Source organism: Flavobacterium sp. SOK18b, assembly GCF_014156605.1.
GTDB lineage: Bacteria > Bacteroidota > Bacteroidia > Flavobacteriales > Flavobacteriaceae > Flavobacterium > Flavobacterium tiangeerense.
On record NZ_QKNZ01000027.1, the window covers coordinates 14,864 to 29,029 of the forward strand.

The window sequence follows — 14,166 nt, forward strand, 5'->3', positions numbered from 1 at the left end:
ACATTTTTTAGAAAATAATCAAATCTATTAAAGAAAAACTAAGGTCATACCGCGAAACTATTTTTCACGTTAGTGCAATGAATTGAACATATTAATAAAATCGGTCAAAAGCAACTAATGTCGCAGTTACATCTTAAAAATTGGTACACAACTACTATTGATGAGCAGGCACATACCGTTTCTTTTAACCATCATTCCATTTTAATACTTGTACTATTTTTTTATTGTAGTATTAAAAAGAGAAAGACTAATCTTTGTAGATTAGTCTTTCTTTTTTTTACTCTTTAACTAAATAAATTCCGTCTTCTTTAATTTCAATCAATTGCTCCCTGTATAAAGAACCAATTGCTTTTTTAAACGTTTTTTTACTCATCTTCAATACAGTTTTAATGTCTTCGGGATGAGAATTATCGGTCAATCTCAAAAAACCTCTGCTTGCGCGCAGTTCATCCAGAATTTTTTCGGCATTGGGTTCAATACTTTGATAACCTTGTATTTGCAAGGAAACATCAATTTTATTATCTGGCCTGATTGTTTTAATGTAACCACGCATGCGGTCTCCCGTTCGAATGGCATCATCATACACTTCATCCTTGTACATCAATCCTTTATACTTTTCGTTGATAATCACGTTGATTCCCAACTCCGTAATATGCGACACAATCAAATCAACTTCCTCACCTTTCTCAACAGTTAGGTTTTCATTTTTCAAAAACTGATTCAATTTACTAGAAGCGACTAATCTATTGGTTTTTTCATCCATATAAAGGTACACCAAATAGCGTTTTCCTTTTTCCATAGGGCGCGCCTGCTCTTTAAACGGAACCAAAATATCTTTTTCCATTCCCCAATCCATAAATGCTCCTACTTGATTGGTATAATTCACTCTCAAAAGTGCAAACTCATTCAATAAAATATACGGTTCCAGAGTGGTAGCAACTGGTCTTTCTTCATGGTCTAAATACACAAACACGATCAACTCCTCACCTATCTCAAATTCGTTAGGAACGTATTTGTTAGGAAGCAAAATGTCATGAATTCCCTCCGGATCTTGTTCTGGATTTCCCAAAAACAAACCCACTTTGGTATCACGTAATATCGTTAGCGTATTGTATTTTCCTATTTCAATCATTATACTATATTTTGTAAAGTGCAAAGGTACGAAGTTTGAAAGTAGGATATTAAGAAACCGTCCACAAAAAAACTAATGCGGAAATTGCTATTGTTTTTTATTTTTAGGAGCACCTACCTTCGTTGTTTCATAACGTGTAGTCCCGCTGTACGCAGTATCCACGCCCAAAAGCGTGGGATACTCACTTCCATCGGGGCTAGATTAGGAAATATCGTTTTCATGACACAAACAACAGAAGCACCTTTTTATGAGTTTTTTGTTCTCGTTGGCTGCTCTAGAAACACTAGTAAAATTAAAAACATAACAAACTTATCAAACTTTAATATTCTAACCTCAAACAATTCTTAAAATTTTAAGGACAAGAAAAACTCTTTTTCTTTTTTACTAACTTTGAGGAAACTAAAAAAACAATTAATGAAACCAAATCCTAAAACTACCTTAATTCTATTTGTATGCTTTTCGATTACAACTTTTGCACAATCTACAGTTGATGATCCCGAAATTAAAAAAATGTTGACCGAAGTAAAATCAGAAAATATGGAAGCTACCGTTCGGAAACTCGTTTCTTTCGGTACTCGCCATACGTTGAGCGATACCAAAAGTAATACTCGAGGTATTGGAGCAGCACAACGCTGGGTAAAATCAGAATTTGACAAATATGCCTTGGCTTCTGGCGGCAGACTTACTTCTGTTATTGATTTTTTTACCATCAAAGCCGATGGAAAACGAATTGCAACTGATAGCCAATTAGGAAACGTAATGGCAACTTTAAAAGGTACAGATCCTACTGATGATCGCGTAATGATAATTAGTGGTCACTTAGATTCTAGAGCTTCGGATGTAATGGACGCAAAATCTGATGCACCAGGCGCAAATGATGATGCTTCCGGAGTAGCTGCCATGATGGAACTGTCCAGAATTATGAGTCAAAGAGAATTTCCTTTTACACTCATTTTTGTAGCTGTAGTGGGTGAAGAACAAGGTTTATATGGTGCTAAACATCTTGCTGATCTTGCCAAAGAAGGCAAATGGAATTTGATTGCTATGCTAAACAATGACATGATAGGCAACAGTTTATCAAGCGGAACTTTATTACGTGACAATACCAGAGTGCGTGTTTTTAGCGAAACTATTCCCTATCTAGAAACAGAAGCCGAAACAAAAATGCGAAAATCAACCAATCGCGATAATGATAGCCCATCCAGACAGTTAGCACGTTACATTAAAACAGTAACCAACCAATACGTTGATCAATTGGATATTAACCTGGTGTACCGCAATGACCGTTTTTTACGTGGTGGAGATCATACTCCTTTTAGTCAAAACGGCTTTACAGCAATTCGTTTTTGTGAAATGAACGAGAACTACGATCACCAACACCAAAATGTGCGAAAAGAAAATAACATTCAGTATGGTGACCTTGCTGAATTCATGGACTTTGAATACATGAAAAAAGTAACCTGTTCTAACTTAGCTACCTTCAGCAACTTAGCGTGGTCACCAAAAGCGCCAACTAATGTAGGAATTGAAGTAAAAGATTTAACAAATTTCTCTACTTTACTTTGGACTGCGCCAGAAGGAAAAGCTGTTTATGGCTACAACATCCTTATTAGAGAAACAGGATCACAACACTGGGAAAAAACTATTTTTGTAAAAGATACAAAAGCGGAGATACCGTATTCCAAAGATAATTTCTTCTTTGCAGTACAAGCAGTTGATGCTTTAGGACATTCTAGTTTACCCGTTTTTCCTATCCCAATTCGTTAAAAATGAGAATTAATAAAAGTTTAAATTTAGAACTATAAACTTCAATCAAAATAAGTTGTTTACGTTAAAAGACAATAAAAAAGCGTTCGCCAAATAGAGCCGAACGCTTTTTTTATACCTAATTTTTACAATCAATAATTAATTGTAAACACTCTCTTTCTTGAAATGAACTGTTAGTAAATAATAAATAACGGCTCTGTACTTATTTCTATTAGATCTTCCATATTTTTCCATTACTGCATCTATGGCAGCGTCTAATTCTGGTCCATCAGTTAGGCCTAATTTCTTGATCAAGAAATTATTTTTTACTGTGTCCAATTCTGACTGCTGACTTCCAGCTACCGTTGCTGAATCAGCATTGTAAATTGACGGTCCGCAGCCAATTGTAACTTTAGTTAATAAATCCATATCTGGATCAATGCCGCATTTTTCTTTCAAATCTGCTGCGTATTTTACAATTAATTCTTCTCTTGCACTCATAAATAAAAGTTTTTTGTTGGTTTTTTAGTTTATAACAGACTAAAATTAAACATTATATCTCAGAGTTGCATTAAAAACAAGAAAAAAATTACACTAATTCTTTAAAAAATTGCAATAAAATACTATCATTTTGAAGTGTAGGTGTAAACACTTCTAAAATACATGGCTTCTCATTTTGCGCATACAATGCAATTAAACCACTTTCAAGACTTACCTCATCACTAGCGATTGTATATTCTAAACCATACATTTTGGCTAAATGTTCGGCGGTCAAGCAATGGGATGTCTCAAAAAAAGTATTAAAAACTGGCGTTTCTTCATGTCCCGGTAGAATTCTAAAAATTCCGCCCCCACCATTATTAATCAGTATAATTTTGAAATTTTTAGGAATATAGCTGTTCCACAATGCATTGCTATCATACAAAAAACCTATGTCACCCGTTATAAAAATAGTTGGTTTTGTATTGGCCACAGCTGCACCAATCGCTGTTGATGTACTGCCATCAATTCCACTGGTTCCACGATTACAGTATACCTCAATTGTAGGGTGAATGTCTATCAGTTGCGCATAGCGGATTGCCGAGCTATTACTAATTTGTAAATGGCTGTTTATTGGTAAACCTTGAATAACGCTCTCAAATACTTTAAAATCCGAAAAAGGAATTTTATCTAAATAAATTTCAGTTTTTAACTTTCGCAATGCTTTTACTGCGTCTAATTGATTGAAATAATTACTTTCTATTGCATTTGTAAGTGGCAGAAAGGTTTCAAAAAACACATTTGGATTTACTTCAAAATGGTGTGTCAAAGCACCAAATGTATCATACGCTCTCCAAGAATCAATATGCCAATGGTGTTTGGGTTTGTATTTGCGTAAAAATGCTTTAATTCTTTTTGAAACGACCATTCCGCCAAATGTTACTAAAATCTCCGGACGAAAATTTTCAAAATCTTCATTCGTAAAAGGGGTAATAATCGTGTCAATGTTATTGATAAAAGTATGATTGTGTAAGTTGGAAGTCGTTTCGGTCAACACTACAACCGACTCATCTTTGGCGAAAGCCTCAATTACTTTCTCGTTAACGGCATTCGGTTCGTTCACGCCAACCAAAATCATTTTCTTAGTAGCATTGTTCCAAATCGTGGCAAATTCTGAAACATCTTCTATGGAAATCGTCTGAGTCACATTTGCGGAAGCGAAAGTATTCACTTTGACTGAAAGTTTTGAAACAGTTTCATACAAAGGTTCTTCAAAAGGAGCATTGATATGAACGGGTCCTTTTTGAGTCATCGCCGTATTGATTGCCTCGTTGATTTTTAGATCATTCTCGGCCGAAACATCCTCATGCAAATTAGCATTGTATAACGAATGGTTTTCGAATACATTTTCCTGTCTGATGGTTTGTCCATCACCAATATCGATCTTACTTTGAGGCCTATCTGCTGAGATTACAACCAGTGGAATTTGACTATAAAAAGCCTCTGCAAAAGCGGGATAATAATTCAACAAAGCTGATCCAGACGTACAAACAAGCGCCACCGGATGTGCCGTTTGTTGTGCCATTCCTAAACCAAAAAATGCTGCACAACGTTCATCAGCAATGCTGTAACATTTAAAAGCAGGATTGTTGACAAAACCTATGGTAAGTGGTGCATTTCTAGAACCCGGGGAAATAATTATGTTGGTGATTCCCTTGGCCAAACAAATTTCAATTATGCTTTGCGCCAAAGGTATTTTGGGGTATATCATTGTATCTAATTTCTTTGATACAAAGTTACAAATTCGCTGGTCTTTTTCCTTGAATTTGAACTGTTATTTGCTATTTTTGAAGCAAATAAATACCCCATGAAAACTACGATACGTACCTATAAAACCGAAGATGCTCAAGCTATTTTGGAGATTATAAATTACAATATTTTACACTCTACAGCTTTGTATGATTATAATATTAGAACACTAGAGCAACAAATGAGCATCTTAGCCGATAAAGAGAGTAAAAATTTCCCAGTGATCGTGGCTGAAATTGACGGAGTTGTTGTAGGTTTTGGTATGTATAGTGAATTCCGTTTTCGAGAAGCTTACAAATTTACAGTTGAGCATTCTGTATATGTAAGTCAAGATCATCATGGTAAAGGAATAGGTAAATTACTTCTTGAAGAATTAATAGTTCTTGCAAAAAGACAAAATTTACACACAATGATTGCTGTTATAGATTCTGAAAATCAAAGTAGCGTTGAATTTCATGAAAAATTTGGCTTTAAAACAGTAGGGATAATCAAAGAATCAGGATTTAAATTTGACCGTTGGTTGCACTCTGTATTTATGCAGTTGATTTTAGAATAAGACTCCTTAATTAGCGTTACTGGCTTGAAAAAGGTACCTTTGCATTTTTATAGTACTTATGAGTTTTACATTACTTTCTTCCCCTTTGCAGGGTTTTACCGATTTTAGATTTAGAAATGCCCAAAATAAACTTTTTGGAGGTATTGATACTTTTTATTCGCCATACATTCGCCTAAATGGAAAATTAGTGATCAAGCCTTCTTACGAGCGCGATTTACTTTTAGAAAACAATCTTGAATTAGAAGTAATTCCGCAAGTAATTACAAACGATGCTGAGGAATTTTTGTTTGTTGCTAAGTATGTACGAGAACTTGGTTACAAAGAACTAAACTGGAACTTAGGCTGTCCTTACCCGATGGTAACAAAATCTGGTATGGGATCTGGATTGATTAGCAACACTGAAAAAATCAATCATATACTAGAAAGGGCACACAATGAAACAGATATCCTAGTATCTATGAAAATGCGATTGGGATATGAATCTCCTCAAGAAATTATTGATGTACTCCCTATTCTTGACAAATATCCCTTAAAAAATATAGCCATCCACGCCCGTTTAGGAAAACAATTGTACAAAGGCGGAGTAGATCTTGATGGATTTCAAAAATGTATTGATACTACTAAACATAAATTGTATTACAACGGAGACATAACCTCTGTAGCGAAGTTTCATGAAATGCAAGAACGTTATCCAAGTATTGATCATTGGATGATTGGGAGAGGATTAATCTCAGATCCATTTTTACCCAGTATGATAAAAAATAATAATTCAGAATATCCTTCCAACAAAATTGAATTATTCAGTGCTTTTCACGATACTTTGTATGCTATTTATAGTGAATCTCTTTCGGGACCTACACATATCTTATTGAAAATGTATCATTTATGGGAATATTTTTCGGCTACGTTTTCAAATCCACATAAGGTTTTGAAAAAAATAAAAAAAGCGCAAAGTATTCGTAATTATGAAGCTGCTGTAGCTGAAATTTTCAAAAACGAAAAATTCTAGAGGAAAAAATAAACCATTAAGAAACTAAGAAAAATTAAACGCTGATTCTTAATGTAACTTAATTTCTTAATGGTGCAAAGTTTAGAAAATATTCGACACTTACTTAAACCACAAAAAAAAGAGATTTTCATTTGACTGAAAATCTCTTTTAAAATATTTTACTTTATAAAGTTAGCTAACTGCTTATGCTTTAATCCAATTCAATACTTCCGGATCTGTTACAAGAACTCTAGGTGAAATAACTTTTTCTAGTTCTCCATTTTCATTAATTAAGTATTTTTGAAAATTCCATTCTACAGTTGAATCTTGTAAACCATTTTTAGATTTTTGAGTTAAAAACTGATAAATAGCAGCCATATCATCTCCTTTTACTGAAACTTTATCCATCATAGGGAAAGTTACCCCATAATTCATTTGACAGAAAGTAGCAATTTCCTCGTTTGTACCTGGCTCTTGCGAAGCAAAATTATTAGCTGGAAAACCTACAATTACTAGACCTTTATCCTTATATTCTTTGTAAACTGCCTCTAAATCTTTATATTGAGGTGTTAATCCACATTTTGAAGCGGTATTAACCACAATAATCTTTTTGCCTTTTAAAGTTGCAAAATCAAAAGTCTTTCCAGACAAATCTTCAACTTTAAATTGGTATATCGATTCTTTTGTCATTGGTGTTGTGTAATTACTCGTTTCTAATTTTTTTGGTTGTGCTTGATTTTGACAACTGTAAAGAGAAAAAATAACAGTTGTAAAGAATAATATTTTTTTCATGGTATTTTTTTTTGGTAAAATTAATCAAATATTTGTTTTACTGATAATTATCTTTGTTAAACAGTAGTTAAAAAAAAGAAGCTTGGCTTTATGTTGAACCAAGCTTCCAAACAAATAAAACAACGAAACTAATGTGGTATTTAAATTTCTATTGCTAAACCTAATGTTTAACTTGTTTATGGACATTAATTTATAAGCTTCAGTTTTGCTTTGCTATATTCAATTATCTGTAAATACTTTTAGTTATTTACGTAAAGAGTTCTAAAAAAGTTTTATAAAAAGCTGTTTTTATTCTCATATCTCATTGTATGCTATAAAATTACACCCGGAATAAATTCATTAAAGATAATTTTACTATTTTTATGGATAGTAAAGTTTAAGTTTGTAGTACTAAAAATAAAGAAACATATGAGTCAAGAAGAACTATTGGTATTAATTTATAAAAAAGACGAGAGAGCTTTTACACATCTATATGATATGTATTCTAAGAGTTTGTTCTCTGTCATTAATGTTTTAGTAAAAAATCGAGAAGAAGCAGAAGATGTGCTTCAAGAAGTATTTGTTAAAATTTGGAAAAATATTGATACATACAATGAAAGTAAAGGAAGGTTTTATACCTGGATTTTAAATATTGCAAGAAATACTTCTATTGATAAACTTCGCTCTAAAAACTTTAATAACAGTCAAAAAAACCTTTCTACAGATAATTTCGTAAATCACTTTGAAGACAGTTCGAAACTGGCAGACAAAATGGATACTATTGGTTTACAAGACTTTGTTAAAAAACTTAAGCCAAAATGTATTCAGATAATAGATTTACTTTTTTTTAAAGGCTACACCCAACAAGAGGCTAGTGACGAGTTGGCAATTCCTTTAGGAACCGTAAAAACGCAAAATAGAAATTGTATTAACGATTTAAGAAATTATTTGAAAATCTAATGGAAACAAAAGAATATATAGAATCAGGAATTCTGGAACTTTATGTTTACGGCTTACTAAGTGAGTCTGAAAGCGAAGAAGTAGCCAGCAAAGCAAAAAATTCTGCTGAAATAAACTCAGAGATCATTGCTATAGAAAAAGCAATTGTAGCCTTATCCTCTAGTTTTTCTCCATTTCACTCTGTAGTCAACTTTGAGAAAATAAAAGAAAAACTAGAATTGAAACATGCTCCTGTAATAGCACTTGAAAGGAGTAGTAATAAAATGCAGTATTTGGGTTGGGCTGCAGCTGTACTTTTACTTCTAGGTGTAGGATATCAATTCAATGAACTCAATGTTACTTCAAGTCAAGTAGCTGCTACAAAACTTGAAAAAGCAACTTTAGAGAAAGAATTTAAAAGTTTAAAAATTAAAAACACAGCAGTTGAAACCAGTTTAGCAGTAGTAAGAGATACTAAAAATACTGTTGTAGGTTTGGGAGGTCAAGCAGTAGCACCAGAGTCTTTTGCCAAAGTGTATTGGAACCAAGACACAAAAGTTGTTTATGTTGATGCATCGGGATTACCTGAACCACCAAAAGGAATGGTTTATCAAGTATGGGCTTTAAAACTAGATCCGTTAACCCCTACAAGTATTGGTTTGTTAGAAAATTTTGATAAAAATGATCAAAAATTATTTGCTGTAAATAATGCAAATGAAGCACAAGCTTTTGGGATAACACTTGAGCCTGCTGGCGGAAGCGTATCCCCTACAATGGAGCAGTTGTATACTCTAGGTAAAGTTTAAAAAATTTAAAATCACATTAAAAAGGTTCAACTTACAACAGTTGAACCTTTTTTTTATTCAATTTATAACATTCTACTTTTAACGTACCCAATACCAAATAATTCCTGGATTATCATTACCACAACAACCCATCCATGGCGCAGGAGAAAATCCGTTTGTGGAAACTAAAGTACCCCACCATGCTCCATTGGGGTCGCTACTTGTTGTTATAGCTCCTTGTGAACCATTTGCATACCAAGGCATAATTTGTTCAATTCCGTCATTATTGTAATTCCAAGAATCAAATTTTGTATCTAACGTAATATTTGTTTGAGTATTATTGGTGTTCACAAAACTATACGCTAGGTTAGCGGTCCAAATACCACCCCAACGACCTCTTGCTGAAGCTTCGATCATATACTGAAAACCACTAGTACTCTTTTTTAGATAATCTGCATAGGCTATAATTGAATATTGACCATTAATCGTTGGAACTGTTTCACTTCTTAGAATAGCATTAGTTCCATTCCATCCAGAATTATTGTTGTTACATAATATCAATGTCCAACCTCCACCATCAGTAGTCATATCTGCATAAATTTGAAATGGCGTACCACCATTAATATTAGGATTTACAATCCAATACAATCCATCCGTTGCAGATGGATAATCTGTTTTTATTTGTAAAGCACTAGTTCCAGCTGAAGCTTGTGTTAACCCATCGTTTGATTTTGTAGCTACAGGGTTGCCAAAAGGTGTTAAAGAATTACTTGTGCTTAAAGCGCCATTTTTATTCACATAATTAGCATCTGAAGTAGAAATTTTTCCATTTCTTGTTAGTACAGTAACGCTATTCACCGTTAGTGATGCAGTTATAATTCCGGCAAAATGAGTCCCAGTAAGATCTTGCGTAGCAGTAATTGTAGTAGTTCCTGAACCTGTTATTGTCACATTAGATCCGCTTACGGTGGCAACGCTAGGATTACTACTTGCATATGAAATGCTACCTGTACTTTGACTTGTTGGTGGCGTGATAGTATAAAATCCGTCAAAAAAAGTCTTGGTTACATTTCCAAAACTACTAAGGTTTGGATCTTTTAAAACTGTTACTGTTACTGAATTGTTTACAACGCAAGCACCATTTAAAGAAAAACCAGATACATAGTATGTTGCTGTTTCAGTTGGAGATACATCAATAGATGCTGTAAGTCCCAAGGGAATATTTGGAAAAATTCCGTAATAGTTTCCTGTGCTTAGCTCTACCTTTATTCTGTCTACTTCTGAAAGTACGGAGTCAAAGGCAAAAATATCTGCAACATCCGCATCAGACGGTTCACTTTCATTAATTCGTAACCCATTAGGACTGCCATTACCTCCATTTTGAGAAATCGTTTTAACTATACTATTTTCAAAAATGAATGACGCTGACCCGTTTCCTGTTCCTGAATATACATAAGCGTTATTGTCTGCAGGAATTCCGTTTTCTTGTGAAACCCAACCCTCAAAATAGGCCTGACTTTTACTTCCTCCCCACCATCCTAAAAGCCAATTGTTATTGGAACCATTTAAAACTCTACCTCTAGTAGGTCCTGTTTGTTTTGCTGTATACACAACCGAGTAAGGAGCAGAAAAATTAAAACTATTTTTAATACTTTGTGACGTATTAAACCTTAAAATAGGTTTTGAATTTAATCCAGATGCAACGTAAAGTGGTTGTGCACTAGTTGAAGGCGCAACCATGTCATTTCCATTTCCTGACTGGTCATACAGTTTTACACAATATCCAGCTGAAACTCCGAGCCAAGAATCAATTGCTGCTGTATCTAGATTTTTACCTAAAAAGCCAAAATCAGCCTCAACGTTATCACTTGCACGTCTTAAGCGAACCGCAAATCCCGTATAATTAGATTTTAGCAATCGCAATCCAACAGCCAACTTAGCAGTTGTTACTTGATCTAATGGGGTATATAAAACGCTACTCCATGAATAAGTAATTGCTCCAGATGCTGTAAGGGTAGCCGTTTCTCCCGCATTAATGGTAACTGAAGCTGGATTTATTGTAACAGGCCCTAGTTCCTCAACGGTTACAGGCCCCGAAATGAGACTTACCGCTGGTAAACCCAAACTTCCAGAAACAACAACATAATAATATGTAGTGCCATTATTTACGGTTGGTGGAATAAAAGTAGCTGCAGTAGCATCAGCAATTAATGTACCACCCACAGTGCTTGGAATGGTGTTGCTATACCATTGAAAAGTTAGGTTCTGACCTGTAGCTTCTACGCTTAATGGGACCGCAACGGTTCCTCTACATTCAAACCTATTTAGTGGTGAAGGACTAGTTAGGATTGCTGTTGTGCATAACGTTAATGGAATTCCGTAATAACTTCCTTGATTACACTCTAATAATTGTCTAACTCCTACCGTATTTAACGTAGAAAAACCAATAGCTTCGTTTTGCAAAATAGATCCACCATTAGATCCACCATCATAATTACCAATAAAAATTTGGCTCAAATTATCCGTACTGGTAGTAATTGACAATACCATGCTTTCATTTGTAGGCCCTAATGAACTCGAAATCAATTTTGAAATTCCGTTTCTCCAAATAGCTACAGGAGACACATTAGAATGAAAATTAGTTCCTCCGTTTTCTAATATTCCCCCAATTCTAGGAGTTCCATCTAGAATACAGTGATAACCTGGCCAGTTAGTAGCTTCTGAACGTATTACAGCTGTAACACTTGCCAAATTTAAAGATCCAGAATAAACCAAGCCTTTGTTCCCCGAAAAATCAATTGCAATCTTAGTCCCTATATATTTAAAGGTTCCGTTTGATACAATTCTAGGCTGTTGACTTAAATCTGGTTTTATAAGGTGTCTATTATTCCCACTTTGATCGTACCAAATACTCACATATCCATCTTGTATTCCAACGAATGTTAATATTGCAGCAGAATCTATTGAGCCATCACCATTAAAGCCAATGTCTAAAGTAGCGTTGTCTAAACTACGACGAACTTGAATGGCACTTCCAGTATACGAACTACTTAATTTTCTTAAGCTGAAAGCAACAGCTGCTGGATCAGTAATGCTCAGTCCTAAGATATCCAAACTATTTTGTGCATTTCCTTGAAATGTAAAAAACAGTGAAAGAATAAAAACAATTTTTATAAAAAACTTCATATTGTTTTGGTTTTAGAAGCTGCTATTAATAAAAATAATCAAATTGAATTCGGTCATTTACTGACAACGAGTAAGATCCGTTATTAGAGGGTATGTAAGTTAATGTATTTCCTGATACGGAATATGCAGTATTACTAATTCGTATTCCATTGATATACATTTTAACCTTGCTGTTGGGTGATTTAGTTTGCGTTAAAGTAAATGAAGTTTGAGCCGCAGTTGCACTAAATTCGTCTGCAACTTCCATAATAGCTTCCGTTGAAACCGAACCATCTGCTTTTAAAAATTGTGCGGCTGTTCCTCCAGCTACTTTGAACGAAGCTGCAGTGATAACACCACTAGTTTTTACATCAGTTATAGCTGCATGTGAACCACTACCATCTGATCCTAATTGAATTGTATTAGAAGAGGTAACTATTGCATTTGCGCCAATTGCTACCGAATTAGAAATTCCATTTGCGGCAACATCTGCGTTTTTACCAATGGCAGTATTTTGTGATCCTGAAATATTCGACTGTAATGATTGAGTACCTATGGCTACATTGTCTGTTCCTGAAACATTGTTTGATAATGCAATATAACCCAATGCAGTATTTCCTCCGGCCGCCCCATTTGAGGCTAATGCCCCTCTACCTAATCCAGTATTAGAATACCCAGCATTATTTGCTAAAGTTCCTAGTCCAACAGCTGTATTAGAGTTTTCATTAAAATTCCCTCTACCTACTGTAACGCCATTAATAATGGCATCAACGCTAAAACTTTTAACTCCTGAAATTGTTTGATCTGTAGTTAAATTTACAAGATTTGAACTCGTATTTGCAGAAGCAGTAGCCACTGCATTAGTTACAAATTCTGTTGTTGCTATTAAGCCATTAGAAACTCCTGCGGTTGGAGTTGGTGCTAGAGGTGATCCTGTGAAAGTTGGCGAGTTTAATGGTGCTTTTGAATCTAATGCCGATTGTGTTCCAACTGAGATAGGTTTATTCACATCGCTGGTGTTGTCCACATTCGACAAGCCAACCATTGTTTTATCAATTCCTGAAACCGTTCCTGTAAATGTTGGCGAAGCTAAATTCGCTTTTAAATCCAAGGCAGTTTGCGCAGCAGACGAAACAGGTTTGTTGACATCGCTCGTGTTATCGACATTCGACAATCCAACCATCGTTTTATCGATTCCTGAAACCGTTCCTGTAAAAGTTGGTGAAGCCAAATTTGCTTTTAAATCCAAGGCAGTTTGCGCAGCAGACGAAACAGGTTTGTTGGCATCGCTGGTGTTGTCCACATTTCCAAGTCCTACCATTGTTTTATCAATTCCTGAAACCGTTCCGGTAAATGTTGGTGAAGCTAAATTCGCTTTTAAGTCCAAGGCAGATTGCGCAGCAGTTGAAACAGGTTTGTTCGCATCAGAAGTATTATCAATGTTCGCCAAGCCAACCATCGTTTTATCAATTCCAGAAACGGTTCCTGTGAATGTTGGTGAAGCTAAATTTGCTTTTAAATCTAAAGCTGATTGTGTTGCTGTAGAAACTGGTTTGTTCGCATCGCTGGTGTTATCTACATTCGATAATCCTACCATTGTTTTATCGATTCCCGAAACCGTTCCTGTAAAAGTTGGCGAAGCTAAATTCGCTTTTAAATCCAAGGCAGTTTGCGCAGCAGACGAAACAGGTTTGTTGGCATCGCTCGTGTTATCGACATTTGACAATCCAACCATTGTTTTATCAATTCCAGAAACGGTTCCTGTGAATGTTGGTGAAGCTAAATTTGCCTTTAA

11 protein-coding genes are annotated in these 14,166 nt (G+C 34.8%); 5 read left to right on the forward strand and 6 right to left on the reverse strand.

Going from position 1 to position 14,166, the window contains the following annotated elements; genetic code table 11:
* Positions 1 to 277: 277 nt before the first annotated feature.
* Positions 278 to 1,132: a S1 RNA-binding domain-containing protein gene (locus DNC80_RS05880; RefSeq protein WP_182650041.1), complete on the reverse strand. Its 855-nt coding sequence runs from the start codon at positions 1,130 to 1,132 to the stop codon at positions 278 to 280.
* A gap of 414 nt (positions 1,133 to 1,546) precedes the next feature.
* Between DNC80_RS05880 and DNC80_RS05885 the strand changes: the two genes are divergently transcribed.
* Positions 1,547 to 2,899 (forward strand): M28 family metallopeptidase, encoded by a 1,353-nt coding sequence (locus DNC80_RS05885; protein ID WP_182650043.1) that lies wholly within the window; start codon positions 1,547 to 1,549, stop codon positions 2,897 to 2,899.
* A gap of 138 nt (positions 2,900 to 3,037) precedes the next feature.
* On the opposite strand, the gene DNC80_RS05890 is transcribed toward DNC80_RS05885, so the two are convergent.
* Both DNC80_RS05890 and menD read right to left on the reverse strand, forming a co-directional pair.
* Positions 3,038 to 3,379, reverse strand: a complete 342-nt coding sequence (locus DNC80_RS05890; RefSeq protein WP_182650045.1) for a DUF2853 family protein — start codon at positions 3,377 to 3,379, stop codon at positions 3,038 to 3,040.
* 88 nt (positions 3,380 to 3,467) lie between these two features.
* A complete protein-coding gene (menD, locus tag DNC80_RS05895) occupies positions 3,468 to 5,129 on the reverse strand; it encodes a 2-succinyl-5-enolpyruvyl-6-hydroxy-3-cyclohexene-1-carboxylic-acid synthase (protein WP_182650047.1) in 1,662 nt (553 codons plus the stop codon).
* A 96-nt stretch (positions 5,130 to 5,225) separates the two neighbouring features.
* Between menD and DNC80_RS05900 the strand changes: the two genes are divergently transcribed.
* Together DNC80_RS05900 and DNC80_RS05905 are read left to right on the forward strand one after the other, a co-directional pair.
* Entirely contained in the window at positions 5,226 to 5,723 is a 498-nt protein-coding gene (locus DNC80_RS05900) for a GNAT family N-acetyltransferase (RefSeq protein ID WP_182650049.1), read from the forward strand.
* Between the two features lie 58 nt (positions 5,724 to 5,781).
* On the forward strand, positions 5,782 to 6,732 hold the full coding sequence (locus tag DNC80_RS05905; protein WP_182650051.1) for a tRNA-dihydrouridine synthase: 951 nt from the start codon (positions 5,782 to 5,784) through the stop codon (positions 6,730 to 6,732).
* Between the two features lie 183 nt (positions 6,733 to 6,915).
* Here the strand turns inward: DNC80_RS05905 and DNC80_RS05910 are convergent, their stop codons facing one another.
* Positions 6,916 to 7,503: a glutathione peroxidase gene (locus DNC80_RS05910; protein ID WP_144890550.1), complete on the reverse strand. Its 588-nt coding sequence runs from the start codon at positions 7,501 to 7,503 to the stop codon at positions 6,916 to 6,918.
* Positions 7,504 to 7,911: 408 nt separating this feature from the next.
* Here DNC80_RS05910 and DNC80_RS05915 point away from each other — a divergent pair, with 408 nt between their 5' ends.
* Together DNC80_RS05915 and DNC80_RS05920 are read left to right on the forward strand one after the other, a co-directional pair.
* Positions 7,912 to 8,442, forward strand: a complete 531-nt coding sequence (locus DNC80_RS05915) for an RNA polymerase sigma factor (protein ID WP_144890547.1) — start codon at positions 7,912 to 7,914, stop codon at positions 8,440 to 8,442.
* Complete coding sequence (locus DNC80_RS05920) at positions 8,442 to 9,227, forward strand: anti-sigma factor domain-containing protein (RefSeq protein ID WP_182650052.1); 786 nt, start codon at positions 8,442 to 8,444, stop codon at positions 9,225 to 9,227. Before DNC80_RS05915 ends, DNC80_RS05920 begins: the two co-directional genes overlap by 1 nt.
* 78 nt (positions 9,228 to 9,305) lie before the next feature.
* Here the strand turns inward: DNC80_RS05920 and DNC80_RS05925 are convergent, their stop codons facing one another.
* Together DNC80_RS05925 and DNC80_RS05930 are read right to left on the reverse strand one after the other, a co-directional pair.
* Positions 9,306 to 12,392, reverse strand: coding sequence for a fibrinogen-like YCDxxxxGGGW domain-containing protein (locus DNC80_RS05925; protein ID WP_182650054.1), 3,087 nt, complete (start codon positions 12,390 to 12,392; stop codon positions 9,306 to 9,308).
* 25 nt (positions 12,393 to 12,417) lie between these two features.
* On the reverse strand, positions 12,418 to 14,166 hold a 1,749-nt coding region (locus tag DNC80_RS05930; protein WP_182650079.1), incomplete at its 5' end, for a hypothetical protein.